The 25,988-nt window shown below is 60.4% G+C and carries 23 protein-coding genes; 5 read left to right on the forward strand and 18 right to left on the reverse strand.

Features of this window, described 5'->3' with window-relative positions:
- Window positions 1-64: 64 nt before the first annotated feature.
- The 4 genes from AC50YL_RS08205 to AC50YL_RS08220 all read right to left on the reverse strand — a co-directional run bounded on the left by AC50YL_RS08205 (window position 65) and on the right by AC50YL_RS08220 (window position 5,901).
- Window positions 65-1,426, reverse strand: a complete 1,362-nt coding sequence (locus tag AC50YL_RS08205; protein ID WP_494830887.1) for an ABC transporter substrate-binding protein — start codon at window positions 1,424-1,426, stop codon at window positions 65-67.
- A 113-nt stretch (window positions 1,427-1,539) separates the two neighbouring features.
- Window positions 1,540-3,153, reverse strand: coding sequence for a response regulator transcription factor (locus tag AC50YL_RS08210; protein WP_494830889.1), 1,614 nt, complete (start codon window positions 3,151-3,153; stop codon window positions 1,540-1,542).
- Complete coding sequence (locus AC50YL_RS08215; protein ID WP_494830891.1) at window positions 3,146-4,951, reverse strand: sensor histidine kinase; 1,806 nt, start codon at window positions 4,949-4,951, stop codon at window positions 3,146-3,148. Before AC50YL_RS08215 ends, AC50YL_RS08210 begins: the two co-directional genes overlap by 8 nt.
- 20 nt (window positions 4,952-4,971) lie before the next feature.
- Window positions 4,972-5,901: a DUF4432 family protein gene (locus tag AC50YL_RS08220; protein WP_494830893.1), complete on the reverse strand. Its 930-nt coding sequence runs from the start codon at window positions 5,899-5,901 to the stop codon at window positions 4,972-4,974.
- Window positions 5,902-6,130: 229 nt separating this feature from the next.
- On the opposite strand from AC50YL_RS08220, the gene AC50YL_RS08225 reads away from it, so the two are divergent.
- Window positions 6,131-6,583, forward strand: coding sequence for a DUF4395 domain-containing protein (locus AC50YL_RS08225; RefSeq protein ID WP_494830895.1), 453 nt, complete (start codon window positions 6,131-6,133; stop codon window positions 6,581-6,583).
- Window positions 6,584-6,680: 97 nt separating this feature from the next.
- Complete coding sequence (locus AC50YL_RS08230; RefSeq protein ID WP_494830897.1) at window positions 6,681-7,112, forward strand: DUF11 domain-containing protein; 432 nt, start codon at window positions 6,681-6,683, stop codon at window positions 7,110-7,112.
- Between the two features lie 272 nt (window positions 7,113-7,384).
- Here the strand turns inward: AC50YL_RS08230 and AC50YL_RS08235 are convergent, their stop codons facing one another.
- The 3 genes from AC50YL_RS08235 to AC50YL_RS08245 form a co-directional block, all read right to left on the reverse strand.
- On the reverse strand, window positions 7,385-8,563 hold the full coding sequence (locus tag AC50YL_RS08235; RefSeq protein ID WP_494830899.1) for an NAD(P)/FAD-dependent oxidoreductase: 1,179 nt from the start codon (window positions 8,561-8,563) through the stop codon (window positions 7,385-7,387).
- A 53-nt stretch (window positions 8,564-8,616) separates the two neighbouring features.
- Window positions 8,617-9,045 carry a helical membrane plugin domain-containing protein gene (locus tag AC50YL_RS08240; protein ID WP_494830901.1) on the reverse strand — a complete coding sequence of 143 codons (429 nt, stop codon included), beginning with the start codon at window positions 9,043-9,045 and terminating at the stop codon, window positions 8,617-8,619.
- 359 nt (window positions 9,046-9,404) lie between these two features.
- The gene (locus tag AC50YL_RS08245; RefSeq protein WP_494830903.1) at window positions 9,405-10,070 is read right to left on the reverse strand and encodes a GntR family transcriptional regulator; all 666 of its coding nucleotides are present in this window, start codon (window positions 10,068-10,070) and stop codon (window positions 9,405-9,407) included.
- Window positions 10,071-10,284: 214 nt separating this feature from the next.
- Between AC50YL_RS08245 and AC50YL_RS08250 the strand changes: the two genes are divergently transcribed.
- Window positions 10,285-10,407, forward strand: coding sequence for a hypothetical protein (locus AC50YL_RS08250; protein ID WP_268896042.1), 123 nt, complete (start codon window positions 10,285-10,287; stop codon window positions 10,405-10,407).
- Window positions 10,408-10,515: 108 nt separating this feature from the next.
- Here AC50YL_RS08250 and AC50YL_RS08255 read toward each other — a convergent pair whose 3' ends face one another.
- Window positions 10,516-11,907 (reverse strand): MATE family efflux transporter, encoded by a 1,392-nt coding sequence (locus AC50YL_RS08255; RefSeq protein ID WP_494830905.1) that lies wholly within the window; start codon window positions 11,905-11,907, stop codon window positions 10,516-10,518.
- Window positions 11,908-12,159: 252 nt separating this feature from the next.
- Between AC50YL_RS08255 and AC50YL_RS08260 the strand changes: the two genes are divergently transcribed.
- On the forward strand, window positions 12,160-13,077 hold the full coding sequence (locus tag AC50YL_RS08260; protein ID WP_494830907.1) for an aldo/keto reductase: 918 nt from the start codon (window positions 12,160-12,162) through the stop codon (window positions 13,075-13,077).
- A gap of 213 nt (window positions 13,078-13,290) precedes the next feature.
- Here the strand turns inward: AC50YL_RS08260 and AC50YL_RS08265 are convergent, their stop codons facing one another.
- The 6 genes from AC50YL_RS08265 to AC50YL_RS08290 form a co-directional block, all read right to left on the reverse strand.
- Window positions 13,291-13,632 (reverse strand): DUF1801 domain-containing protein, encoded by a 342-nt coding sequence (locus AC50YL_RS08265; RefSeq protein WP_494830909.1) that lies wholly within the window; start codon window positions 13,630-13,632, stop codon window positions 13,291-13,293.
- A gap of 42 nt (window positions 13,633-13,674) precedes the next feature.
- Window positions 13,675-14,070 (reverse strand): VOC family protein, encoded by a 396-nt coding sequence (locus AC50YL_RS08270; protein WP_494830911.1) that lies wholly within the window; start codon window positions 14,068-14,070, stop codon window positions 13,675-13,677.
- 83 nt (window positions 14,071-14,153) lie between these two features.
- Window positions 14,154-14,606, reverse strand: coding sequence for a YciI family protein (locus AC50YL_RS08275; RefSeq protein WP_494830913.1), 453 nt, complete (start codon window positions 14,604-14,606; stop codon window positions 14,154-14,156).
- Window positions 14,607-14,754: 148 nt separating this feature from the next.
- Window positions 14,755-16,008: an RNA polymerase sigma factor gene (locus tag AC50YL_RS08280; protein ID WP_494830915.1), complete on the reverse strand. Its 1,254-nt coding sequence runs from the start codon at window positions 16,006-16,008 to the stop codon at window positions 14,755-14,757.
- Window positions 16,009-16,010: 2 nt separating this feature from the next.
- Window positions 16,011-16,439 (reverse strand): YciI family protein, encoded by a 429-nt coding sequence (locus AC50YL_RS08285; RefSeq protein WP_494830917.1) that lies wholly within the window; start codon window positions 16,437-16,439, stop codon window positions 16,011-16,013.
- Window positions 16,440-16,664: 225 nt separating this feature from the next.
- On the reverse strand, window positions 16,665-18,068 hold the full coding sequence (locus AC50YL_RS08290; protein WP_494830919.1) for an MATE family efflux transporter: 1,404 nt from the start codon (window positions 18,066-18,068) through the stop codon (window positions 16,665-16,667).
- A gap of 179 nt (window positions 18,069-18,247) precedes the next feature.
- On the opposite strand from AC50YL_RS08290, the gene AC50YL_RS08295 reads away from it, so the two are divergent.
- Complete coding sequence (locus tag AC50YL_RS08295; protein WP_494830921.1) at window positions 18,248-18,754, forward strand: SEC-C metal-binding domain-containing protein; 507 nt, start codon at window positions 18,248-18,250, stop codon at window positions 18,752-18,754.
- Between the two features lie 219 nt (window positions 18,755-18,973).
- Here AC50YL_RS08295 and AC50YL_RS08300 read toward each other — a convergent pair whose 3' ends face one another.
- From AC50YL_RS08300 to AC50YL_RS08315, 4 genes are all read right to left on the reverse strand, one after another.
- A complete protein-coding gene (locus tag AC50YL_RS08300) occupies window positions 18,974-20,278 on the reverse strand; it encodes an AAA family ATPase (RefSeq protein WP_494830923.1) in 1,305 nt (434 codons plus the stop codon).
- A 7-nt stretch (window positions 20,279-20,285) separates the two neighbouring features.
- Window positions 20,286-21,710, reverse strand: coding sequence for an RtcB family protein (locus AC50YL_RS08305; protein ID WP_494830925.1), 1,425 nt, complete (start codon window positions 21,708-21,710; stop codon window positions 20,286-20,288).
- 391 nt (window positions 21,711-22,101) lie between these two features.
- Window positions 22,102-24,687: a metallophosphoesterase gene (locus tag AC50YL_RS08310; RefSeq protein WP_494830926.1), complete on the reverse strand. Its 2,586-nt coding sequence runs from the start codon at window positions 24,685-24,687 to the stop codon at window positions 22,102-22,104.
- Complete coding sequence (locus AC50YL_RS08315) at window positions 24,688-25,962, reverse strand: class I SAM-dependent methyltransferase (protein WP_494830928.1); 1,275 nt, start codon at window positions 25,960-25,962, stop codon at window positions 24,688-24,690.
- Between the last annotated feature and the right edge of the window lie 26 nt (window positions 25,963-25,988).

The following is a 25,988-nucleotide window of genomic DNA, read 5'->3' on the forward strand; positions in this document are numbered from 1 at the left end:
CCCTTCCGGAGCCGCGAACGGCACGGGCCCAGCCCGTGCCGCTTCGGAACCGTTTGCTGCCTTGTTATTTGTGGTTTTTGGACACCCAGTCGTCCATGTCTTTGATGATCTGATCCGGCGTCGCGGTCTTGAAGAAGACCTTCTGCACGTTTTGCGAGAACTGCGTCGTCCAGTCGATCGTCGTCGTGAGGTAAGCTTGGGAGTTGTAAAGCTGGCCGTTATCGAAATACGGCTGCAGGTCTTTGAGCGCCGGCGCGATGTCCGTGCTCGTGCCTTTCACGTAGCTGAGCGTGTTCGTGTTCTTGACCCAGGCGTCGCCGCCTTCTTTGCTGGCCATGAACGCCAGGAATTTCAGCGCGGCTTCCTTATGCTCCGACTTGCTGTTGACGGCCAGGGAGGCGTCCGGGTTGAATTCGAGCTTGTTCAGGCTCTCGTCGTTGCTGAACGGATACGGGAAGTAGCCCATCTCCGAATTGTACAGGTCCGGATTTTTCTTCTGGATGTCGGCGAGCGGCCACGTGCCCATGTACATCATCGCGGCTTCGCCCTTCGCGAACAGGTCGACCGCGCCGTTGTAGTCGACGCCGAGCTGATCCTTGTTGCCGAATTTGAACAGGTCCTGCGCGTGCGCGATCATCGTCTTCGTCGACGGATCGTCCGCGAATTTCGCTTCGCCCTTCTCGAGCTTGTCGAAGAAATCCGTCTGCTTGTCGACCAGCACGGCGTTGCTCGGCAGGTCGCGGCTCAACCACATGCCGAGCGTCCAACTGTCTTTCCAGCCCAGGGCGAACGGCGTTTTGCCCGCGTCCTTGATCTTCTGGGCCGCCGCCATGAGCGCGTCGTACGTGCGCGGAACCTGCAGGCCGAGATCGGCGAATATCTTCTTGTTGTAGAACACCGCGATCGGTCCGGCGTTCAGGGGCATGATGTAGTTCTTGCCGTCCGTCGCCTGCTCCTGCAGCACGTTGGCTTCGAAGTTGGACATGAAATCCTTGCCGGTCAGGTCCTCCAGATAGCCGCCGTCGTGGAACAGCTTGGTCTGGCCGCCGGCATTCAGCGTGAAGACGTCGATGATGTCCCCGCCGGCCATCTTCGTCTTCAGGAGCGTATAGTAATCGTCGTATTTGACCGGTTGCACGTCGACTTTGATGTTCGGGTTCGCCGCTTCGAATTGTTCGACGATCTTGGCGATGCCGTCCGTGACGTCGCTCTTGAAATGCATGAACGAGATCGTGACCGGCTCCTCGTCGTCGCCCGCGGGCTCCGCCGCGTTGTTCGTGCCGCTTGCCGCGCCGTCGTTCGCGCCGGCCGCCGTCGAATCCGTGCCGCCGTTATTGGCGCCGTCGTTGCCGCCGTTGCTGCCGCACGCCGACAGCACTGCCGTCAGCAGCAGGACGGTAAGGCCGAGTCCCAGCTTCTTTTTCATTTCCATTGCCCCTTTTTCTCGAGTATCGGTACGGTATGAGCGTCGCCGTTCCTGGCTTAACTGTACCCTCCCCGACATATTTCGCGGAATAAAATAAATGGTGGGCGCCATGTTCAATTTTTTGCATCCGGCGGCGGGCCCGCTTCCTCGTCCCTGTATTCCGACGGGGTCCTGCCCGTGAATTTCTTGAACACCTGGCTGAAGTACCGCTGGTTCTCGTAGCCGACCAGCTCGGAGATGTCGTTGATCTTAAGCGCCGACGACCGCAGCAGCGCGCAGGCCTTCTCCATCCGCTTGCGCGTGACGTATTCGATGAAATTCTCGCCCGTGACGGCCTTGAACTGCTTGCTCAGATGGCTCGCGTCCATATGGTACCGCGTCGCGACGTCGATCAGACTGATGTCCTCGAAATAATGGGCGTCCAGGTAAGCTGCGATCTCCCGCACCGGATTGGCCGCTTCCGGCGACGAACGGTTGCCGAGCAGCTCCTCGATCGCGGCGGCCAACGTCTCGACGAAGCCGCGCAGGCCCTCTTCGCTCAATACGCCGTCGATGCCGGGCTGGCCGAAAGCGGCGGGATCGGCATGGCCGAGGCCGCCCAGCTCGCCGCCCACGAGATCGACGAGCCGCCGCAGCTCCCGCTGGGCGCTCTGGATCGTCAGCCCCGGCGCCGCCTCCATCCGGCTTCGCAGCTCGCCGAGCAGTCTTCGCGCTTGCGCCGCCTGGCCCGCGGCCAGCGCCTGCTGCAGCAGCTTCGCGTCGAAGCCGCTCAGCGCCTCCGGCGCCTGGCTGGCGCCCGCTTCGCGCGGACCGTTCCCAGCGGCCAGCGAGAAGCCGGCTTCGCGCAGCGGTCCCGCCTGCAGCCGTTCGTTCGCTTCCTCGAACGCCTCCGGCAGCTCGTCCAACCGTTCGCGGGCATCGCTCAGCCCGGCCGCGACGCCGGACTCCAGCATGCGGCTGACGGCCTCGTGGAACGGGGACAGCAGCTCCCGGATGCGAGGGAGGCCGTAGGCCGACTCGGGCAGCAGCACGCACAGCCGCGTCCTGTCGTCCGATTTGTAGACGATCGCCTCGCCGTCCCCCATAATCTCGCGCAGCATGTTCTCCACGCTGTACATGAGCAGATCCGAATTGCCGTGGAACTTCGTCCCGGACAGCTCCCGGAACCGCCGCAGCATGCAGACGGCGAGGCGGTAGCCCGGCTTGACAGGCGCCGGCAGCAGCTCCGCCGACTGCGCGACGATGTCGGACGCGTTCGAGATGCGCCGCGCCGTCACGTGCTGCAGGAACGTCTCGGCCCGCAGCTGGCGCATTTCGCCGGCGAACTTGCGCCTCTCTTGCGCGCTCAGATGGTTGCGGCTCAGCTCCATCGCCTTGACCATCGCGTTCTTCAGCTCGGCGAGCGAGACCGGCTTCAGCACGTATTCGCAGGCTTGGAACGCAACGGCCGCCTTCATGTATTCGTACTGCGAATGACCGCTGATGACGATCACCTTGATCTCGTTGTGGCGGTGGTACAGCTCCTCCAGGAAGCGCTGCCCGTTCATGACCGGCATGTTCATGTCGGTCACGATGATCTGGGGCTTGCGGATCGGAATAAGCGCCAGCGCCTCCGCGCCGTTGCGCGCTTCCGCCACCACCTCGGCGCCCAGCGCCAATTCGCCGATCATTTTGCTGACCGACTTCCGTCCCCAGGGCTCGTCGTCCACGACCATCACTTTAAGCATGCGCTTCGCCTCGCTTTCGATAGGGTATCCGTACGCGGATCGTCGTGCCCGTCCCCGGGCCGCTTTCGACGATCTCCAGGCCGTAGGCTTCGCCGTACATCAGGCGAATGCGCTCGTGCACGTTCTTGAGGCCGATCGAGACGCCGGTGAACACCTCGAGCGAACGCTGCTCGAGCCCGCTGCGCAGCGACGCGAGCTTGGCCGGGTCGATGCCCGGTCCGTTGTCCTTCACGGTCAGCAGCACGTCGTCGTCCGCCCGTTCCGCGCCGACGCGGATCAGCAGCTGCCGGTCGTCGGGTCCGCCGAGCGCGTGGACGACGACGTTCTCGATGATCGGCTGCATGACGAACCGGACGATCGACGCGTCCATCAGCTCCGCCGGCACGTCGAACTCCGTCTGCAGCGCATCCTCGAACCGGAATTGCTGAATGTACAGGTAATTGCCGATATGCGCGAGCTCCTGGCCGAGCGTCGATTCCGTATTGCCCTCGTAGAAACTGTAGCGGAACATGTCGCCGAGCGCCCGGCACATCTCGTGAATGTCGTAGTCGCCGCTCAGCACGGCCTTGCCGCCGATCGTCTGCAGCGTATTGTAGAGAAAATGCGGATTGATCTGCATCTGCAGCGCCAGCAGCTGCGCTTCCTTGTTGCGGAGCTGCAGCTGGAAGCGCATCTCGATCAGCTCGCGGATCTTCTCCGTCATGAAATTGAAATTGCGGGTCAGCTCCGAAATATCGTCGCGGTAATGGATCGGCTGGTTCAGCGTCACGTGGAAATTCCCGTGCCGGACCGTCTTCATCGCCTTGCCGAGCAGCTGGATCGGCCGGGTGATGTACTGCTGCGCGAGCAGCGACAGCAGCGCGATGCACGCCATCGCGAAGAAGAAGGCGCCGACCGCGATATACAGCGTCGTCTTGCGATGATGGGCGAGCTCGTCGTTCGGATAGACGATGGACAGCGACAGATTCGCGTTGTCGAGGTACGAGGTGCCGACGAGCAGATCCTTCTGCTTGTCGAAGCGGATCTCCTTCGGGTTGGTTCTCGCGCTCGTGCTGGGCGGAGGGGCGAAACGGGGCACGCTGTCCGCGTACCGGCCGTTCGTCTCGTAGAACGTCTCCCCCCGCGAGTTTTGCAGCATGATGACGTTCGGCGCCTTGTTGTTCGCCTCGATGGCCTTGGTCAGCTCTTTCGTCTGGATGTAGAATACGAGCGAGCCGACCTTCGTATACTTGAACGGATCGTAGATCGTGATCGCGTACACGAAGAAATCCTGGTTCAGAACCGCGTCGGCGTAGGTGAACGACAACGTTTGCTGGAACGGCAAATTGAGCATCTCCCCGTAGTGGGGAATGCTCCGGTCGAACGGAATGGAATCGTAGCTGGCCGCGCGCGACCAAGAATCCCGCAGCCGGTCGTCCTTGCCGAATACGAGGATGCGGATGACGGCGTCCTTGTTCTTGTTCGCGACGAGCGCGTAATAATTTTTGAGCGTGTCCCGCGTATTGAAGAAATCCTGGTCGTTGCCGCCCCAGCCGTTCGCCATCAGGTTCATGATGCGGTTGTCGTAGCCGTAGACCTGCAGCGCCGAGGACGAGATATCCTTAAAATACTGATTCAAATAACCCGATAAATATTCGGCGTTCTGGTTCGTCGTCCGGTAGATGGTCCGTTCCAGCGACCGGGTGCTGGATTCATAGAACAGAAACGACAGGACGAGCATCGGGATCAACGAGGTCAGAATGATGCTCCAGACGATCTTCGTCCGGATGCTCCGGTTGATGAACAGCCACTTGATCATGCTACGTTGCCGGCCTCCTTTTAGCGTACGGACAGTTCCAGATGCCATGCATAGCGGCCGCCCGGCGCAATCATCGCCGCTTCGCCCCGGCCCATGGCATGGGACAGATCGTCCATCCGCCCCGTCGCGGGTTCGATCGCGATATGATAATGGCCGCCGTAGCCGCCATAGTTCGCCCACACCGCCAAATACGGCACCTGCTCCGCCGGAAAGCGAAACTCGACCGCTTCGCCGGTGGCGGGATCGCTCAGCTCGGCCCAGCCTTCCTTCAGCGTGCCCGTAAAATAGTATTTCTCCGCGCGGCGTCCGTTGTCCGGCTCGACGACGGAGAGATCGATCCCCGGCGCAGGAACGGGCCACGGCCGCCTGTCTCCGAAGCCGCCGAGCCGCTCCCGCGCCGAATAAGAAACTTCGATCTCATTCATCTCCTCCGGCACGCGAAGGCGCATGCCTTCGCTCGCGCGCATGAGCGGATGCGCCGCCCACAGGAACGAGAACGGATGCGCGGAATGATTAATCGCCGTGTAATCGATGCGCAGCGTATGCGCATTCGGGAACGTATAGCGCTTCTCGAGGGTATACGGAAACCGCTTACCGTTCACGGCGCAGGTCAGGCCGAGCTCGTCCGCCGCCGCGCTCCATGCGAGCGACCATGCTTCTCCGTGATCAGGTACGGCTTTGCCGCGCCACGGTTCTTCCGGGTAATCGCACGCGTTGATGCCCGGGAACATCTCGTCCCAGCCGCTCTCGTCCGAATCGCCGAACGCGGTGCCGAAGCCCTGGTTGCCAAGCGGCTTGCCGCTGCGCCACAGCCATTCGCGGCCCGTCTTCCGGTTCAGCAGCGACACGGCCTTCGCGCCGAGCTCCGGCACCACGGTCACGGACAATTCATCCGTCCCGCCCGTCCAAGCCGCGTGTCCCTCTATATCCGACTGCATCCAATTCGTCACTAGGATTCCCCCGCTTTGCCCGCGCATGCCAGGCCGTGTTAACGCCATAAGGCGTTATAGAATTATAGCGTTCGCTCCCCATTCGCACAATTCAATATTTCGTGAACGCATGTTAAATATATTGCAGGCGGTCAAGCGGCGCTAAGCCGAGCATTTATATCCTACCCGAATAGTATGAATTAGGTGTATACTATACGTAATCTATCCACATTCGATCGGAGGCTCTATCATGGCGCAAACCGTTAAGCTCGATGCCTACGCCTGCATCGACGAAGTCCCGCTCCACCGGGTTCGCGGCAATCAGCTGGGTATCCTGCTCTGCGTGATTGCCACGCTCGCCACCCAGCAGTTCTGGATCCTGCTTCTTCCGCTCGCCGTGCAGTTCATCGGCCGCACGTACGGCATCCGCTACAATCTGTTCGTGCGCGCATTGTCGCCGCTGCTGCCCGCCAGCGGCAAGACCGAGAGCCGCGAGCTGCTCCGGTTCAACAACCTGCTGGCCATCTTGTTTCTCGCCGTGGCGCTGCTCGGATCCGCGTTCGGCATCCAAACGCTGGCGTACGTCAGTCTCGGGATGCTGACCGTCGCCGTCGTGCTCGCCTTAAGCGGATTTTGCCTCGGCTGCTTTATGTACTTTCAGTGGAAGCAGTTCCATGCGCGACGCCGGATCAGAAACGGCTGAAGTCTTCCAGACGACACGGCCCTCTCTTGCGAGAGGGCTATTCTAATTCCCGTCGGCGTGCATACATATCTGTATTTGCACATAAGGAGGATGCCGCGTGAATCGTTCCTTCACCCAAGCGGGTACGCCGCCGTCCATTACGCAATCGGCGAACTCGACCGAGTTGGTCATCGGCGGAACGGTCGTCTTTACCTTTGCGATCTCGAATCCCGGTACGGCTCCGTTAGCACGAGCCGTTCTGCATGACATGCTGCCGGCGGGACTTTCCTTCACGGAGAATAGCGTCACGGTCGGAGGCGCGGCCGCGCCCGGCGTCGATCCCGATACCGGCATTCCGGTCGGACTCATCGCGCCGAAGGCATCGGTGTCCGTGCTATTCGCCGCGATAGCCGTCCGCGAGCCGCAAAACCTGATCGCCGTCAACCTGGCCGACCTGTCGTTCGAATTCGTGGCGGAGGACGGCCGGACGGTGCCTAGTACCGCGCAATCCAATCCGATCACCCTGATGATCAACGAAGAAGAGGAATAACTCCAAAGCTATGTCCCCGTATCCGCCAGCCGTAATCCGCTTGTGCATAGGCGCATCTGTGGATATGTTCGCATGATTTCCGAAAGTCCCGATAATTACGGGCTTCGTGCCTGTTGGGATTGTGGATAACCATGTTGACAAGTCAGCGTCCACTGGTCAATCGGCTGGCGTCCGCGCACTCGCACGCCGGTTATCCGCGCATGACAAAAAAGCAGCCCCGACTCCATGCGAAGTCGGGGCTGCGATTCTATAAGCGACTGCTTCTGCCTGGCTTAGTAAGCCAGCGAGAACAATCCGTCGATATGCGCCAGGTAACGCGCGTTGCTTGCTTTCTTCATCAAGGAAGCAGGCGCGCCTTTCAGCTCGATGCCGGACTCGCCGATCGACCCGATGCCGTCTTTGCGGCCGAGGCTTGCGAGCGTGCCGGAGAATACCGGGTTGAAGCTGTCCATCTTGGAGTTCTTGTAGGACGCGGCGATGTTTCCGCCGACCAGCTCGCCCATTTGCCATGCCAGCTGCGCCGTAGGCGGGTATGGACGGCCTTCAGGTCCGAATACGACCGCGCAGTCGCCGGCCAGGAACACTTCCGGATGCGAAGTGGATTGCAGGAACTCGTTGACCGTCGCGCGGCCGCGGTTGACTTCCACGCCGCTGTTGCCGACGAGGGAGCTGCCTTGCACGCCGCCCGTCCATACGAGCGTGTTCGTTTCGATCGTTCTGCCGTCCTTCAGCGTCACGACGTTGCCGTTCACTTCCGTGATCGCAAGGCCCGTCAGGAACTCTACGCCGCGGGCTTCGAGGCTCGATACCGCGCGTCCGATCAGCTCGGGCGAGAAGATCGGCAGGATCGTAGGCATTGCTTCGACCAGCGAGATCGAAACGTCCGCGAAATCCACGCCGTATTGACGGCAAATGCCCGGAAGCTCGTCCGCAAGCTCGCCGACCAATTCGACGCCGGTCAAGCCGCCGCCGCCGATGACGATCGTCGCGTCCGCTTTGTTCTTGCTTGCCGCGAAGGTTTTGATCCGGTCTTTAACATGGTTGAACACGCGGTTGGCGTCGTTGACGGATTTCAGCGTCAGGCTGTTTTCCTGCAAGCCCGGGATACCGAAATAGTTCGTCTCGCTGCCCAGCGCGAGAACCAGGCTGTCGTAGCGGTACGACGAGCCGTCGTTCAGCGCGACTTTTTTGCCTGCGACGTCGACCGTTTGAACTTCGCCGACGACAACGTTGATCGATTTGCCTTTGAACAGCTTCTCGAGCGGCAGCGCAACGGCTTTCTCGGCCACGTTGCCTGCGGCAAGACGGTGAAGCTCCGTGATGATTTGGTGCGAACCTACGCGGTTAATGATCGTAATGCCCGCTTCTTCCGTCGACAGGTGCTGGCGTGCGGACAGCGCGCTCAGCAAGCCGCCGTACCCGGCGCCTAGAATCAGAATTTCTTTTCTCATGGGATCTCATCCTCCGTGCTTCGCTTAGTGTGGAATCGTTCGTTAACGCTGCGTTAGTCCTGTTTTTTTCTTTCGCCCAGGATGTCGAGGTAGGCTTGGCCGAAACGAAGCATCTTTTGCAGCTCGGGATCCTTCAGCAGCTTGATCATGCCGAACAGGCCGATCACGTTGTCGGTTTGCTCCGCGCGGTCGTTGGCTTCGATCGCCGCCGAGGCGTAGCCTTTCACTTTCTCCGTCAGCGGCTTGACGACTTCTTGAATGCCGCCCACCGTGTCTTGGATGAGGACGCGGTCGGACGCGACCTTTTGCGCCAATTCGTACGTTTTCGTCATCAAGGCCATCATTTCGGACAGCTTCGGAAGCTGGTCCACCAGCTGCGTCAGCGCCTCTTGCACTTCCGGCTTCAGCAGTTGATCCAGTACGTCCGACTTCGCCAACGCTGCCGAGTTTTGCTCCAGGTTCGATACCATTGTTTCACTCATTGTATTGCCTCCTTCAGATGTAGTCACTCAGCTGCAAACATCCTTTAAGATTAATCCCATTAATGGAGGAACGCGGTAAAGCAAGCCCGCGCAAATTAAGGGAGAAATGTGAAAATAATCACATGACGCTTCGAAGATGGCAGCCTTACTTCTTTCTCTACTGTATCGCTTTTTGCCCTGCTCGACCATAGGTAAACTTAAAAATTATTTTTATTATGGCAATAAAAATAATTAATCACTCCGTGAAATAAAACCCACCCCGACGGACAATGCCGTTTTCCCGCGCCGAGCGTCACGATAAGCCGCCAATCTTAAGGTGCACCGGATCGGATAAACGCATCCTTACCGTGCTGCCTTTCCTAAATGACGGCGTACAGCTCCTTCATCGGCCGGATCAGATTTTGCTTCATCAAGGCGGAGGCCCGCTCGGGAGACCGCTGCTCCAAAGCTTCGATGATCGCTTCGTGCTCCTCGACGGAACCGTTCATCTCCGTCTCCGGCTGCTTCAGGAAGACGTACTTGAACCGGCGGATATGAATCTGCAGCGAGGCGCTGAACGAGGCGACGTACGGATTGCCCGATGCGTCGACGATCAGGTCGTGGAACTGTTCGTCCAGCTCCATCGCCTGATACGGCAGCCCGCCCGCGATCGCCGCGGCGAACTGGCCGTTGAGCGACTTCAGCCGTTCGATCTGCTCCGCGGCGATGAGCAGCGCCGCCTTTTCCGCCGCGAGCGCGTGCAGCGAGGCCAGCGTCGGGTACAAATTGAGGATGTCGTCCTTCTCGATATCGGTCACGCGCGTTTCCTTGCCGGGTTGCATCGAGACGAGCCCCTGCACCTCCAGCAGCTGGAAGGCTTCCCGGATCGGCGTTCGGCTGACGGCCAGCGCCTCGGCGAGCTCGGCGTCGACAAGCTTCTCGCCCGGCCTGAGCGTGCCTTCGATAATCCAGCGTTGAATTTGCGATAAAGCCCGCTCCTTCGCGGTCATGCGAACGGGCGAGGCGAAATCCCGGGGTACAGGCATCGTCAGGTAAGCTCCTTAGGTCACTTTAATGTATACATGCAATATATCGCATTCTGATTAGTCGTTCAATATGCTTTACGGATTCCTTACCTTACGCCTTCTATGGCAAGCCGGCACATCATGGCTCCCGTCGTCCCGCGTGCGCCGGCGACTTTTAATTCTCGCTGATTTGGGCCATACTTATTCGTAAAACCGGGTGTCGGGAGCAACTGCAATGGACGAACGCAAATCGAACTTTTTTGTCGGCTTATTCTGGGGCGCGATCATCAGCGTCGCGCTCTGGGGCCTTATCGCGCTGGCCGTCCTCGGATGGGTCCGGCTGATCAAGCATCATTAGGTAATCAAGTTTTAACGAGCGAAATTAAATGTGCTATCCTCGCCCCCGGCGCTTGCGGCCGAGGGGGTTCGACGCGCCTACGAATCGGCATATCGGCGGCGTCGCGCATCAGATCAACCGATGCCGGTACCATTTCTTCCCGCCGAACCGCCACAGGAAAATGGCGCCGCGGACGCCCCATTCGATATTCATCGCCAACCAGACGCCGACGATGCCGACGTTCAGCACGATCCCGAGTATATAGCCGAGCACGATCCGGAACAGCCACATGGACAGCAGCGATACGAGCGACGTGAACTTCGAATCGCCCGCCGCCCGCAGCGCCGACGGCATGATGAAGCTGATCGACCAAAGCGGGACCTGGGCGATCGCGTTGATCAGCACGATGATGAAGAGGTCGTCCACGATCTCCTTCGGCGGGTGGAACAGGCTGACGATCGGATGGAACAGCGGCACGACGATCAGCGCCGTGATCAGCAGGAACAAGGACGACACCCACAGGAAGAAGCGCGTGAACTTCCGGGCCTCCTCCACGTCCTGCCGGCCCATGGACTGGCCGACGACCGTAATCGCGGTAAGCGAGAGTGCGGCGGAAGGGATCTGCGTCAAGCCGGCGAACGAACCGCCGATGGCGTTGATCGCGATCGCGTTCGTCCCGAGATGGACGATGAAGATTTGCGTGACGATTTTGCCGCCATTGAAGAACATCTGCTCGGCCGCGAAAGGCAGCCCCACGTACAAGATTTTCTTCACCGTGGCGAACTTGACGCGCAGCAGATCCATCAGGCGCAAATGCAGGTTCGTATCCATCTTGACCAAGTAATAGAGCGCGAACGCCGCCGCTCCGTACCGGGCGATGTTGATGGAGATGCTCATGCCGAGCACGCCCATGTGCAGCATGTTGATGAACAGCACGTTCAGCAGCACGTAGGACACGTTCATGATCAAGGACAGCATGAGCGACGCCCGGGATCGCCCAATGCCGCGAAGCGCGCCGCAGACCGCTTCCGTAAGCGCGATGCCGGCATAGGACGCGCAGCTGCCGATAAAATACGTCTTGGCTTCGGCGAAAACGTCCGGGTCGGCCGCGCCGAACAGCAGACTGAGCGCCGGACCGTGGGCTGCGATCATCGCGAGGCTGATGACGATCGCAAACAGCGTCACGGACGAGACGGAGCTTGCAGCGGCTTTGGACACCATGAGCCCGTTCCCGCTTCCCTTGTACTGCGCCACGATGACCGTGCCGCCCGTCGACACGGCGACGAACACGCTGATCAGAAACATGTTAAGCGAATCGACCATATTGACCGCGCTGACCGCCGACACGCCCGAGGAACTGATCATGGCGGTGTTCACCAGGCTGAGGCCGACGATGAACGCCTGATCGATCAGAATCGGGAGATACAAGGCGCTTAACTGCCGGTAATCCCCGATCGCAAAGCGGGCGATTACCTTCTCGAGGAAAGCTTGCTTCCGTTGCCGGTAAGCAGATTGAACCACGTCATCACATTCTTTTTCTCGTATTTTGGTGGAAGCTCCGTTTCAACATATCAGTATTATTATAGCAAAGATCTCACGGAGGCGGGTCCGGAATTGCCGGCAATCTTTTCCGCGGGACTTTCGGCGCCCTTGAAACGGGACAGCTAGTATGTCACAATCTTTAGGGGGAAGCACGACAGCCCTTATCGTTTACACCGTTGCGTCGCCCGGCTAAACCCCAATTTCCTCGAATCGAACAGGAGGCAAGGAATCATGAAAACGATGAAGCTCGGAACCAGCAAGCTGGAGGTACCCGTCGTCGCGGTCGGCTGCATGCGCATCAATCAGCTGGACAAGGCAGGCGCGGAGCGTTTCGTCCAAACGGCGCTTGAAGAGGGCGCGAATTTCTTTGACCATGCGGATATTTACGGCGGCGGCAAATGCGAGGAGATCTTCGCGGATGCCATACATATGAGCGACGATGTTCGCGAAAAGATCATCTTGCAGTCCAAATGCGGCATTCGCCAAGGACAATTCGACTTCTCCAAGGAGCATATCCTGGCGTCGGTCGACAAAATCCTGCAGCGTCTGCGTACGGATTACCTCGATATCCTGCTGCTGCACCGTCCGGACGCGCTGGTCGAGCCGGAAGAAGTCGCGGAAGCGTTCGACAAGCTCGAGAGCTCCGGCAAAGTGCGCCACTTCGGCGTGTCCAACCAAAATCCGAACCAAATCGCCCTGCTGAAGAAATTCGTGAAGCAGCCGATCGTCGCCAACCAGCTGCAGCTCAGCATCACGAACGCCAACATGATCTCGAACGGCGTCAACGTGAACATGGAGAACGAATCCGCGATCAACCGCGACGGCAGCATTCTCGACTACTGCCGCCTGCACGACATCACGATCCAACCATGGTCGCCGTTCCAATTCGGCTTCTTCGAGGGGGTCTTCCTGGACAACCCGAAATTCCCGGAACTGAACGCGCAAATCGACGAAGTCGCCAAGAAGCACGACGTAAGCAACACGACGATCGCCATCGCGTGGCTGCTTCGCCACCCGGCGAAAATGCAGCCGGTCACCGGCACGACGAACATCGAGCGGATCAAGGATTGCATCCGCGCAAGCGACGTCCAACTGACGCGGGAAGAATGGTACGCCATCTACCGCGCGGCGGGCAACATCCTGCCTTAAAGAATACCGACGCCGACAGCCTCCGGTCCATATGGACCGGAGGCTGTTTTTTGTTTGCCGGTGAAAGGTCGCCTATCGTTCGGCCGCGCGGAACAACAAAGACCATCTAAGAGATGATCCTCTTAGATGGTCTTTCTTGACGCGCGAAGACTGCGATGCATTGAAAACGATCCGCGGTATGGGCCGGCTAAAGCACCGACCACAGACGCCCGCCTACAGCGTCGAAGACGCCTGGCCCACCAGCGCCGACAGCTGCGACGCGTCGAAGGACTCGCCCTGCTTCAGCTTGATCGTTTTGCGTTCGGGCGGACCGTCGAACCGTCCCTCCGGAAGCGTTAGCCCGGCTGCATTGAAGATCGTGAAGCTGACCGCCTCTTTCGACGTGCTGATGACGGCCGCGTATTTGCCGTTCTTCAGAAAATGCGGTTTCTTGTACTGCATGCGCTCCTGTACGTCCGGCACCGCGCCGCGCACGACCTCGCGAAGGCCCACGCACAGCTCGTGCTGCCACGGTTCCTTGACCGCCGCGATAAATTCCGTTACTTCCGGGTTCATGTTCGATCGCTCCTATTCCGGGTTCGAAGGTATGGGGTTCGACTACTGCTGCTTCACGACTTGCCAGGTGATGCCGAATTTGTCCTGTACTTCGCCGTAATACGCGCCCCACGGCTGCAGGGCGAACGGATACTTCACTTCGCCGCCGTCGCCCAGATTCGCGAACGCGTCCCGCGCCTCGGCTTCGTCGCCGTACGACAACGACAGCGAGATGCTCCGCGAGTAGCCGACCGGCCCGGAATCGGCGAAGAACAGCGCGTTTCCGCCGGCGACCGTCATCGCCAAATGCATGACCTTGTCCGCCATGCCTTCCGGCGCTCCCGGCATCTGACCGTAGGTCATCGTCGACAGGATCTCTCCGCCGAGCGCCTTGGCATAGAACCCGGCTTGCTCCCTTGCATCCTCCGAAATAATGTACGCCGTCAATTGTGCTCCCATCGTTTCAACAACCTCTCTCGTTTGAAATGGTTACTCCTGCTTCCACTAACACGACGAACGGCGTTTCTCCAAATCGACAGCGTTCAATAAAATGTTTTTCTTCGCTTCAGCATCTCCGTCTGTTCCAGCAGATCGGTCTCCATGGCCCTTGCCTTCCAGTCGCGGAGTCCGCTCGCATGCTCGTCCTCGGCCAGCTCGCGAACCTCGACGACGCCCTCGCCATAGCCGCTCGGGTCCGGCATGCGCAACGCCCACGCCATCGCTTCTTCCTGCGAACCCACGTCGATCAGCATGTACCCCGCTATAGGCTCCGTCACCCGCGCAAACGGCCCGGCCGTCACCTCCGGCTCGCCGCCGGGCACCGGATAGGCGATCCGCACCCCGCTCGCGCTCGGCAGCAGCCGCGCTTCCACAACGAACGCCCCGGCCTTGGCCAGCGCGTCCCGATAAGCCGCCATCGCCCGAGACCAGCCGCTACCCGGTTCGAGGCCGGCTTCGTAATGGCCGGTCGCTTTCACCACCAGCATAAATCGCATCGTCTTCCCTCCCGTCATCGTTCGACCGGCTTGCGGCGGTTCCGTTTGGAACGGCTTCCGCAATTCCGTATCTATACTCACGACGAACGGGGAGACGCGTGATCGACAACCCGGCGAACCGAAATTCCGCCTTGTTCCTCCCGCGGCTTCAATCGCATTCGGCTGCGCGCTTCAGCAGCAGCGCTTGCTCGCGCTCGTTGCGCGTCAAAGCCGCCGCGCGCTCGAATTCGGCCCGCGCTTCCGCGCCGCGGCCCAGCTTGACGAGCAGGTCGCCGCGAACGCTCGGCAGCAGGTGATACTCCTTCAGCGAAGGCTCGGCACTCAGCTCGTCGACGAGCCGCAGCCCGAATTCCGGTCCGAACGCCATCGCGATGGCCACGGCGCGGTTCAATTCCACGACGGGGGAAGGCACCGCCCGGGACAAGGCTTCGTACAACGCGGCAATACGTACCCAGTCGGTCGCGTCCGCCGTTCGCGCGGTCGCATGGCAGGCCGCGATCGAAGCCTGCAGCGCATACGGGCCGAGCGGGCGCCCCAGCCTGCGGGCACGCTCGAGCGCGGCCAAGCCGCGGCGGATGAGCAAATAATCCCACAGCGCCCGGTTCTGATCGAGCAGCAGGACAGGCTCGCCCTCCGCGTTCACGCGGGTCTTGAACCGGGAGGATTGAATCTCCATGAGCGCCACCAGGCCATGAACTTCGGGCTCGCGGGGCGCGATCTCGGCCAGCACCCGCCCCAGCCGCAGCGCTTCCTGGCAGAGCAGCGGACGTATCCAGCTCCCGCCGGAGGTAGCGGAATAGCCTTCGTTGAACATGAGGTAGATCACCTCGAGCACGGCCGACAGCCGCTCCTTCAGCTCTTCGCCCTCGGGCACCTCGAAAAGAATCCGCGCGGCGCTCAGCGTCCGCTTCGCCCGCACGATCCGCTGGGCGACCGTCGGCTCCGCGACGAGAAACGCCTTCGCGATCTCGTCCGTCGTCAGGCCGCCGAGCAGGCGCAGCGTGAGCGCGACCCGCGCCTCGCGGGAGAGAACCGGGTGGCAGGTCGCGAAGATCAGCCGCAGCAGGTCGTCGCCGATCCCGCCGTCCAGGCGCTGCTCCAGATCATCCTCGGTGAACGTATCGGCCGTCCGGCCCCATTCCTCGTATTTCTTGTCGCGCGTCTTGGTTCGCCGCATGAAGTCGATCGCCTTGCGTTTGGCCGTCGTCATCAGCCAGGCGCCGGGATTGTCCGGGATGCCGCTGTCCGGCCAACGCTCGAGGGCGGCGACCAGCGCATCCTGGGCCAGATCCTCGGCCAGCCCGACGTCGCGGACCATCCTTGCCAAACCGGCGATCAGCTTGGCCGATTCGATCCGCCATATCGCATCGATCGTACGGTGCGCGTCGGAGGTCCGCGCCATGATCAGTTATCCTTGCCGAGTTGCCCGCGCAGCGCGTTTTCCCTGGCGTGCAGCTCCGGGTCGGCGATGATCTCCTCGAAGTCGAACACCTGACGAAGCTCGATCTCCCCTTCGCCGAAGCCGTGCGGATCCGGCATGCGCAGCGCCCATTCGACCGCTTCCTCGCGCGACTTGACCTCGATCAGCGTGTAGCCGGCGATGATTTCCTTCGTCTCCGCGAACGGACCGTCGATGACCTTCGGCTTGCCGCCCGGTTCGGGATACGAGATGCGGATCGCCCCCGAGCTCGGATGCAGGCCGTCGGCCGCGACCAGCACGCCCGCTTTGGCCAACTCCTCGTTGTACCTCATCATCGCTTCGACCAGCTCCGGCGCAGGCATGACCCCCGCTTCGGAATCCTTGGATGCTTTCACGACCATCATGAATCGCATAATCATTACTCCTCCCGATATCGATTGTTAGAGACCCTCGCCTCTATTAGGACGACGAATAGGTATGAGCTTTCTCGACATGATGCCGAAAATCAAGGTTGTAAACGTATGCCAATTATAATACGGACGCGCAATCGAAGCCATCGACGACCAAAAACGGCAGCGCCGGACTTCGTTGAAAGTCCGATGCTGCCGTTTAGCGAATGGTAACCGCAATGAACCTCATTAAGCGCCGATCGCGGGCACGGGCTGTTCCTGCGGTGCCGGATGAACGAACGATTTTCTCGCCCAGACGCCGCTCTTCCAGCGCGCCAGCATGATCAGTCCCCGCAGCCATTCGTCGACCGTGAACGCGATCCAGACGCCGAGCAGGCCCATATGCAGATGGATGCCCAGCCAATAGGCCAGCGGCACGCAGACGCCCCACATGGAGAACACGCCCATCATCACCGGAAACTTCGCGTCTCCCGCCGCGCGCAGCGAGTTGATGACGACGATGTTGAACACGCGCCCCGGCTCCAGGATGATCGAGAGGAGAAAGATCGCCCCGCCCATCGCGATGACCTGCGGATCATCCGTAAACAGCCCCATGAGCTTGAAGCGGAACAACGAGGTGACCGCGACGACGACGGCCGTGAGCGCGATGCTGATGCGCAGGCTCTTCAGCAGCCTGAAGTACGCGGCCTTCTTCTCGCCCGCGCCGACCATATGGCCGACGATGATCTCCGTCGCGATGCCGATCGCCGTGGACGAGGCCATGAAGTACAAGCTGATGTTGAAGACGTAGATATGCGCGCTGAGCGCCTGCTGCCCGATGATGTTGACGAAGCTCATGATCATCATATATTGGGATTGCCAGGCGATCTGCTCGCCGGCCGCCGGCAGGCCGACGCCGAGGATGCGTTTCACGTGCCGCTTGTCGAAGCGGACGTAATCCTTGAGCCGGATCGGACTCGGCAAGCGCCGGTACAACAGCAGCAACAGCACGGCGACGCCGATGATCCGGCTGACGATCGTCGACACGGCCGCCCCCGTAACGCCCCATTCCGGGAACCCCATGTGACCGAAGATGAGCAAATAATTGCCCGTTACGTGGATCAGATTGACGCCGAGCGTGACGAACATGACATCCCGCGTCCGGCCGTTCGCCCGGATGACCGAGGAGACCGCGTTCGAGATCGCTTCGACCCAGATGAAGCCGCCGATGAATTTCAAATACGTGTTCGCGACCGCGATCTGCGCCGGATCCAGATTCAGCATCCGCATCCACTGCTCGCTGAAGCCGAAGAGCGCCAGGCTGACGATCAGGCCGAACATGAGGTTCAGCGTGATGGCCAGCGCGGAGATGCGGCTTGCCGTTTCCTTCTGTCCCGCGCCCAGATATTGCGTGATCGCCACGCTCGTCCCGATGCCGACGAAGCCGAACATCAGGATGCAGAACACGATGATTTCATTGGCCAATCCGACGGCGCCGGCGACGCCGTCCGAGATGCGGCTGAGCATGAACACGTCGGCGGTCCCGAGCATCATCCGCAGCACGGAGTCGATCAGGATCGGCCAGGTCAACGCGAACAAGCTTAATTTCTTCCAACTCGGGGTGACTTCCCCAGTTCGTACTATGGCATTCATGATGCGGTTATAGCTCCCTATGATAGTAATGACAAGGACGCAAGGCTCAAAGGTCCCCGATCATTATGCCATAAAATTCTCTCTCTTCGCTTGTCCAATATTTATGTCTTTTGGTCGCGGCGTTTGATGGCGCGGGAAGCTTCTGTTACCATGTTCAATGGAGAGGAGCGATAAACTCTATGATCACGAACGAAAAAACGGGCCGGAACGCCCCTTGTCCTTGCGGAAGCGGCATCAAGTACAAGAAATGCTGCCTGCCCGGGCAAGAAGCCGCCCGGACGAAGCGCCTCGCCGCTCAGTCCCCGGGCGCGATCGCCGCGCACGCCGTGCCGGAATCGCTTACGGAAATGCATGCATCCATTGATCGCATAGCTTGGACCCAGCCCCAATACGGCGATATGGCCAAAGAGCTCGTCCCGCATCTCGCGCAGCGGTATACGTGGGACGAGATCCACGCGACGGTCTTGATCTGGTTCGCCTACTCGCGCGAACATGCGCCGGTCGTGCAAAAGCCGGGCATCGTCTTCGCCGCGCTGGAGTACAGCCTGTCCATCCTCGCGGGACGCCCCAACGTCACCAAAGCGGAAGTCGCGAAGCGTTACGAAGTATCGGCCGGAAGCGTGTCCAAGCGCATCGGCGAGCTGGCTCCCTATGTCGAGCGCACGCTCGAAGCCATGGCAAGCTAGCATGGGCGGGAATTCATTCCCGCATCGCCCCAGCCGAAAAGAAGGAGCTGCCCCGGTCATGCCGTCATGACCTGCGGGGCAGCTCCTTCTTTTCGTTCGGACGGCTTGCCGGGAATCCGCCTCGGCTGCTATCGCGCTCTATCCGGCCGTATTGCCGGCTTACATCTTGGATTACATCACGGATTGCTTCGCGGATTACTTCGCGGCTGACAGGCCGGATCACATGAATCCGAGCTTCCTTGCCTCGTTATCCGTCATCCATTCGCGGCTGCGCCCTTTGGAATAGTCCGATCTCATCTCCCCTACGAGCCGTTCCAGATTCACGGCATGCTCGTAATGCATCTGCAGCGCGGCGGAAGCATACAGCTCGCTCAGCTGGGCAAGCGTGAAGCCTTCCGTCGCGCGAGCCGCGCGGGATACGGACTCCTCGTCCACGAGGCGGTTCAGTCCCTTGTAAGCCAGATAAGCGCGGCGCAGCGTCTCGTTCGGCGACTTCACCTCGTACGCGCGGTCGAAGCGGCCGGCACGGTTCATGAGGGCCGGATCGATTTTCTCCGGATAGTTGGTCGTCCCGACGAGGTAGATGCCTTCCTTCGACGTGGCGCCGTCCAGCGTGTTCAGGAAGTACGAGCGGCAGGAAACCGGCATGGAGTCGATGTCCTCGATGACGAGCACCATCGGCGCCATTTGCACGGCGGCGGCGAACACTTCCTGGATCGAGCCGCTATTCGTATACTCCGTGATCTGCCAATACGCGATCGGGGCGCTGGCGGTGGAGGAGATGGACTTCACGAGCGTCGTTTTGCCGTTGCCCGGCTTGCCGTACAGCAGGATGCCCCGCTTGTACGGGATCCCGTACGTCAGGAAGAACGAGCGGTCCTTCGAGAAGAACTCGTCGACGGAGCGGTAGATCTGCGTCTTGAGCTCCTCGTCCATGAACACGTCGCTGCGGGTGACGGGCGATGCCGCCGTCTCGCGGCTTTGCTCCAGGCCGTCCTTGGTATCGGTGAAGACGACCACCTTCGGGTCCGCCAGCTGCCGCTCGCGCATCCCCTCCAGAAACCGGACCATGCCCTCGTCGTTCTCGCCGAAGATCAGGTTCTCGTACCCGATGCCGTGCATCGTCAGCCGGGGAACCCGGGCCATCGCGACGCGATGCGCCGGATAGACGAACAGGTTGTTGCGAATGGCGGGCCGAATGGTATAGCCGGTCGTCTTCGTGTCCGGATCCGTCGTGTATTCGAACACGCTCGTCTCGACGAGATCGAACAGGCTTGCCGCATGCTCGACCCCCTCGTAGCCGCTGGAGACGTCCGTCTCCAGTCCGTTCCAGACTTCGTTGCCGTCGTCCTGGTCATAGAGCCGGAACGCCGTCCCGAAGCGGCCGTTCAGGAAATCGACGATCGCCTGCACGACCGCGATGTAGTTGAAGTACCCGGAGGCGTCCAGCGCTTCGCCGCCGTTCTTGCCGGACCGGGCGATAAACGGCGGCGTCTTCGCCATCGTAATCGACTGTCTGTTCATTGGTGCCTCACACTCCCTTTACGGCCGCGAGCGGCCGGCATTTGGCGACGACGTCGGCCAGCCTGGCGCTGACGACGCTGTCGATGATTTGATCGACGTCTTTGTATGCTTGCGGCGATTCGTCGAGGATGGCTTCCAGTCCCTTGTGGTTGACGACGATCTCGTCCTCCCGGCCGATTCGCAGGGAGGATGCAAACTCATCCACCGTGACCAGCTGCTTGGTCGCGTTGCGCGAACGGAGCCTTCCCGCGCCGTGGCAGATGGAATGGTAGTTCCGCTCGCCGTCCGGCGCCCCGACCATCAAGTAGGACGCCGTCCCCATCGAGCCGGGAATAAGCGCGGGATGTCCCGTCTCGCGGTACGGCTCCGGATTGTCCGGATGCCCGGCCGGCAGCGCCTTCGTCGTGCCTTTGCGGTGCACGAAGAGCGCTTCTTCGCCGTGGCTTTCCTCGCCGGCGTAGTTGTGCATCAGGTCGTACAAGGTCCGCAGCTCGGCTTGCGCACCGAAGATTTCCTTGAATGCGTCGCGGACGGCGAAGGCCATCAGATGCCGGTTCGCCACGGCAAAGTTAAGCGCGGATTTCATCAGGTTGGCGTAATTAAAACCGGCCTCGCTGGCGAGCGGCGCGAAGACGAGCTTCGGATCCCTCGTGCCCAGCCCCAGCCGGTGCATCGTCTTGACGACCTCGGAGCCGCTGTACTGGTTGACCGCGCCGCCCCATGCCCGGGACCCGGAGTGGATCATGACGGCGACTTGCCCGTCCTGCAATCCCCAGCTCTCCGCGATCCGGCGGTTCGCTTCGTTCACGCTGATCGCTTGAACCTCGATAAAATGATTGCCCCCGCCCAGCGTGCCCAGCTGGCGGTGCGCGCGATGCCAGACCGTCTCCGGAATGCGGTTCAGCGCGTCCTCGTCATAGTGGAAGCGGCTGCTCTCGACATGCGTCAGCGAAGTCGCCTTCCGCGGCGTGTACGCATCCGGCACGTATTTGCCCGGCAGGCCGTGCAGTCCTTTGCGCAGCACATCCTCCAGCCGAATGTCGGAGAAGTAACCGCGCGCGTGGTTTTCCACCGGGATGCGCTTCTCGATCGCCTTGACCAGCTTGCGCCGGAGCTTCACGTCCCGCAGGTCGCGCTCGTGCAGGTTCGTCAAATGGACGCGCATGCCGCAGCCGATGTCGCTGCCGACGATGGACGGCGAGACGAAACCGTCCTCCGCGCCCCAGACCGCGGTCGTGCCGATGCACGTGCCGACCCCGACATGGGCGTCGGGCGTATAGCTCATGTAGCGGATGTTCGGAATTTGCAGGTTATTGTTCGCCATCTCGAGCACCTTGGCTCCCATGGCGTGAAACAGCTTGTCGTGGGCGAATACGTGCAGATCGCCTGCAGGCAGATCGATTCGCCGATAATAAGGGTTGTTCGTATTCATCTATTCGCGTGATTCCTCTCGTGTATAAAATAAGTGCGGCCGCCTGCTCTCTGGCAGTGCGGATTACGAAACGCAAAAAGACCGCAAGCGTTATCGCTCGCGGTCTTCGCGCAACATGAATGGAAGGGGACATTCCGACGCCCCAGATCGCATCTGGGCGGGAATTGCGCCTTATCTTCGGATTGCTTGAGCCCGTAGAGGCCGAAGGACAATGAGCGGGATATTCGGTTGCGGCAGTGCGACGTTGCGACGTTGAATCATGGCGGTCATGGCCCTCGGCCTCCTTTCTGGTTATGATGGTGTTAATCATAAGAGCTCAGGCAATGATTGTCAATCACGAAATCAAAAAAAGTAATTGGCGGCATTAATATTTTTTATCGGTAAAGATGGATTACAGCCGCGGGTCGAAATCCTTCTCTTTGGCGACTTCGAAGAGCAGATTGGCCGCCGCCTGCTTATAGGCTTCGTGGTCCGGCGCGATCTCGCCCAGCTTGACCTCGAGCATCGCCCGGCCGAGACGGTGCTCGTTCGCGGACGTCCGCAGCTTGGCGGCGATGCTTTTCTGCTTCAGCAGCTTGCCGTACTTATGCGGGAAAGAATAGTCGTAGCCATAAACGATCGAGAGGTAACCGGCATTGCGCACCTTCAGATACGGCACGGTGCCCGGCAGCTCCCGCTCCGGCTTGATGACGATACCCTCCATGCCGTTCTCCGCGGTCAGCTTGGCGAAGAAGCCTTCCGCCCGCTCGTACGCATCCTCGGCGTTCAAATCCAGCACCAGGCATTCGTCATCCGACAGGAAACGGTAGATGTCCGATGTACGGCCCTCCGGGAATCGTTCCTCTCCGCTTGCCAGCACTTCTTTCAGGATCGCGAACGGCTTGTAGTCCAGCTCCGCATCCCCGCCGTACAGCTCCAACTGCAGGGCGTACACGCCATAGGCTTCGTCATGCCGCGCCAGCGGAACGTACGCTTCCCGGATCTCGCGCAGATACTTGTAGTTCTGGTACGCATGGGTCCCGAATTGGTCGCTCAGCGATTCCTTCGTCAGATGATACTGCGCCTTCTCGAAGCCGCTCGCCTCGAACCGTGACATGAGCGCGCCTAGCGCTTCCTCGAACCCGTTGCGCCTCAGAAAATCCAGCTCGGTCTTGAGCGCCTCGGCGATCGGCCGGAACTGCCGCTCGATGAGGCCGTCCCCGAGCGCTTTCCACGGCAGCAACTCGCCGTCCAGGATGAGCACGGCCAAGCCTTCCTTCGCCATGTACGCGCCGAAGCGCGCCAGCAGCCGTTCGTAGACAGGCGCCAGGTCGACGGACTGGATCTTGTACCCGTTCCGGCTGACCGCGTAGCATGCTTCCGGATCGGAGTGCAGGTATACGTTGCAGCGGGAGCCCATGTACTTCGGCTGCAGCACGACTTCGCCCGCTCCGCGCTCGGCGAAGTATTGCAGGCCCTTCCGCAGCGACTCCAGCTCCCCGGCAGTCTCGTCCTTGTCCGCCGGCGACATCGTCCCGGAAATGAAATTGATCCGGTTCCGCGAGATGTAACGGAGCCTGCGGACCGCTTCGTCGTCGAGCTCCATCAGCGACACTTTCTTGACTTCCCGGAACAGAATCGGCAATTCTTCCCGGATCGCCGCCGTTTGCGACTTATGGCTCCTGAAGAACGGCTTCGTCGCGATGCGGACCGAGGTCAGCAGGTTGCCGTGCGCGCTCCCCGTATCGAGATGGAGCTTGTTCTTGATGCGGAATGCCTGCTTGGCCGCGATGTGCCCGAACAGATGGTAAGGATGATTGCCGACCGCTTCGCGACGGAGGAATGCCAGCTGTTCCTCGGCGGAATTATCGCGATCCAAGCGGAAGTTGCGCTGATGGCGGATCGAATTCGCGTCCAGCTTGCCGATGTATTTGTTCTGGCAAGGCGCATGCGTGACGTAGAAGGACGGCCCGTAATCGCCCACGAAGCGATAGAACGGCCGGGCCGATTCCGTCAGCTCCGCGAATTTGGCGAACAGCGCTTCGTCCTCCGCCAACGCCTGCACGGAATCGAAGTAGCTGCGCAACAGCTCCGGATCAGTGCCTTGAATGTCGCCTTTGAGGTACTTGTAGACGAAGTTCTCGTGATTGCCCAGCACGAACAGAAAATGCTCGCGGTTCGCGTGCAGGAACTCGACGATCTCGCGCGTCTGCCCGCCTTTGTCGATCCAGTCGCCGGCCAGGATCACCTTCGTGTCCCGTACTTTGTCCGTCGCGGAGACGATACCGCCTTCGATGCGGAACCCGTAATCGCGCAGCAATCCTTGCAGTTCCGGCACGCACTCGTGCACGTCGCCGACCACGATATAGCTTTGGTCCTGCGGAAGCACCGCGCTCCGGTAGTCCTCCCAGTCTTGGACCGTAACCCGGTAGTCGGGATTCGGTTGTCCCGCGGCGGGGTCGTAGAAATCCTTGGCCCTGATCTTATGGATCCGCCCGTAGTCCTCGCGGGACAAGACGGGCAGCACGTCCTGGCGCAGACGGTTCAGATGGTTCGAGATGATCTTCTTCGACCGCTCCGACACGTAGTAATCGTCCCGCTTGCGGTAATCGAACAGAATGACCTCCACGTTGTAATTGTTCGCCTGCGCGATCTCGCGTGCCTTGGCGCGGAAATCCTCTGCCAGCCCGGTCGTATCCACGACGACGAATTCGGCGTTGATCGGGAACGACGTCACGAGCTTCAATCGCTCGAACAGCAGCTGGAACGTAAGCGAGCTCGCCTCAAGCATGACTTGGGCGTACTTGTCGTAATCATGGCCCAGCAGTTCCTGGCGCATGCCGTCCGAGGACAAGTGCTGCACGTTCGTACGCAGTCCGCGGGAAGCATCCTCGAGCTTCAGCTGCGGCATCAGCACTTCCCTGGTAAACGTCGTTTTGCCGCATTCCGTCGCCCCGACGAGCAGGAAGATCGTATGCAGCCGCGTTTGAATGTCCATCTAATTCCCCTCCCCTCTGCGGACGATGACGCCCTGCGTCGTGTGAATGCCGTCCACGCGGTCGCCGATCGCGACGAATTCGCAGCTTACGGCTGCTTCCCGCAGCGTCTCCGCGAACCATTGCCGGAACGCGGACTCGCCCATCTCCCACTTATGATCGTCGTGACGGAACTCCTCCAGCTCGTAAAACCGGTTGAAATCGGCGTTCGGCGTCGTCACGATCAGCCGGTCGAAGTCCACCGCTTCGCATAGCTGCCGGATGAGCGCCGCGGCTTCCCGCTCGGGCATATGCTCGATGACTTCCGTCACGATGACGTCCACGCGCTCGCCGTTGTAAGTCTCCAGAAACCGTTCGGTCGAGGAGAACGTCGCGATGTTGCCGACCTCCCGCGCCGCGGCTTTGCGCTTCACCGTTTCGAGCAGCTCCTCGTTCAAGTCGACCGCATAGTAGCTGCTCTCGATCTTGCCCGCGAACGGAATCGCATAGAACCCTTCGCCGCAGCCGACGTCCAGGATGGACTTGTCGAACGGAAGCGCGCCCGCGATGAAATTGCGCCGCTGTATGGCGGTCCCGCCGTATTCCAGCGCGATGGCGTACCTGTCCGTCCGTTCGATCTCCGCCTTATACTTCTTGAAGCGCTCGCGCGAGGACAGAAAGTTCCTCGCGAAGAGGCCGCGGATATAGAAGGGTGCGTCGATAACGTTCAGGCTGCGGATGTATTTATCCAGGATTGCGTCGGAGATGTCGATATACTCGTCGCCGAGCAGCGACAGGAACAGGCACAGCACGCTGACGACATGCAGCAGATGGTAGAGACTTTTGCGCGTGGTCACGGTCAGCGTATAGCTTTTGTGCGCCCGATGCTCCAGCTTGAACGCGCATTCCTTCATATGCTTCTCGAAAAACTCGATGTACCGCACCCGCTCCACGTGGACGAGGCTGATGAAGAAGGCATGCTCGTAGCCTTCCGCGTCCCGCTCGTCCCGCGCCTTGAACGGCGCGGAGAAGAATTCATTGATGGCGTTCAGCGGAAACAGCGGCGTGTTGTAGCGCGAGACGTTGAGGTACTCGAAGCTCTCGTTCTCATGCTGCTTATAGGAAATGTCGTTGCTCGCGTCCTTGAAATAGACGTTGAACGCCGTCGCCGTCTCGTCCGAATACCAACCGTACGTCATGCCTTTGCGGACCGGGCGCAGCTGCATGCCGGTGCCGGGATTCTTCTTGATCAGAAACGTGAATTGCGGGTTGCCGGAGCTTACTTGAACGATAGCCAATGGAATCTTCCTTTCTTCTATGAGAC

It is taken from the genome of Paenibacillus sp. J22P277 (assembly GCF_059383675.1).

Coding starts and splice junctions, on each gene's coding strand:
- AC50YL_RS08265 (WP_494830909.1), bottom strand. CDS start 13,632: ATGAACCCGGAAGTAACGGAATTTATCGCGGCGGTCAAGGAACCGTGG.
- AC50YL_RS08280 (WP_494830915.1), bottom strand. CDS start 16,008: ATGGCGCGGACCTCCGACGCGCACCGTACGATCGATGCGATATGGCGG.
- AC50YL_RS08275 (WP_494830913.1), bottom strand. CDS start 14,606: ATGCGATTTATGCTGGTGGTGAAAGCGACCGGCCATTACGAAGCCGGC.
- AC50YL_RS08225 (WP_494830895.1), top strand. CDS start 6,131: ATGGCGCAAACCGTTAAGCTCGATGCCTACGCCTGCATCGACGAAGTC.
- AC50YL_RS08260 (WP_494830907.1), top strand. CDS start 12,160: ATGAAAACGATGAAGCTCGGAACCAGCAAGCTGGAGGTACCCGTCGTC.
- AC50YL_RS08210 (WP_494830889.1), bottom strand. CDS start 3,153: ATGCTTAAAGTGATGGTCGTGGACGACGAGCCCTGGGGACGGAAGTCG.
- AC50YL_RS08235 (WP_494830899.1), bottom strand. CDS start 8,563: ATGAGAAAAGAAATTCTGATTCTAGGCGCCGGGTACGGCGGCTTGCTG.
- AC50YL_RS08270 (WP_494830911.1), bottom strand. CDS start 14,070: ATGGGAGCACAATTGACGGCGTACATTATTTCGGAGGATGCAAGGGAG.
- AC50YL_RS08290 (WP_494830919.1), bottom strand. CDS start 18,068: ATGAATGCCATAGTACGAACTGGGGAAGTCACCCCGAGTTGGAAGAAA.
- AC50YL_RS08300 (WP_494830923.1), bottom strand. CDS start 20,278: ATGAACAGACAGTCGATTACGATGGCGAAGACGCCGCCGTTTATCGCC.
- AC50YL_RS08285 (WP_494830917.1), bottom strand. CDS start 16,439: ATGCGATTCATGATGGTCGTGAAAGCATCCAAGGATTCCGAAGCGGGG.
- AC50YL_RS08305 (WP_494830925.1), bottom strand. CDS start 21,710: ATGAATACGAACAACCCTTATTATCGGCGAATCGATCTGCCTGCAGGC.
- AC50YL_RS08245 (WP_494830903.1), bottom strand. CDS start 10,070: ATGCCTGTACCCCGGGATTTCGCCTCGCCCGTTCGCATGACCGCGAAG.
- AC50YL_RS08205 (WP_494830887.1), bottom strand. CDS start 1,426: ATGAAAAAGAAGCTGGGACTCGGCCTTACCGTCCTGCTGCTGACGGCA.
- AC50YL_RS08250 (WP_268896042.1), top strand. CDS start 10,285: ATGGACGAACGCAAATCGAACTTTTTTGTCGGCTTATTCTGGGGCGCG.
- AC50YL_RS08295 (WP_494830921.1), top strand. CDS start 18,248: ATGATCACGAACGAAAAAACGGGCCGGAACGCCCCTTGTCCTTGCGGA.
- AC50YL_RS08215 (WP_494830891.1), bottom strand. CDS start 4,951: ATGATCAAGTGGCTGTTCATCAACCGGAGCATCCGGACGAAGATCGTC.
- AC50YL_RS08310 (WP_494830926.1), bottom strand. CDS start 24,687: ATGGACATTCAAACGCGGCTGCATACGATCTTCCTGCTCGTCGGGGCG.
- AC50YL_RS08240 (WP_494830901.1), bottom strand. CDS start 9,045: ATGAGTGAAACAATGGTATCGAACCTGGAGCAAAACTCGGCAGCGTTG.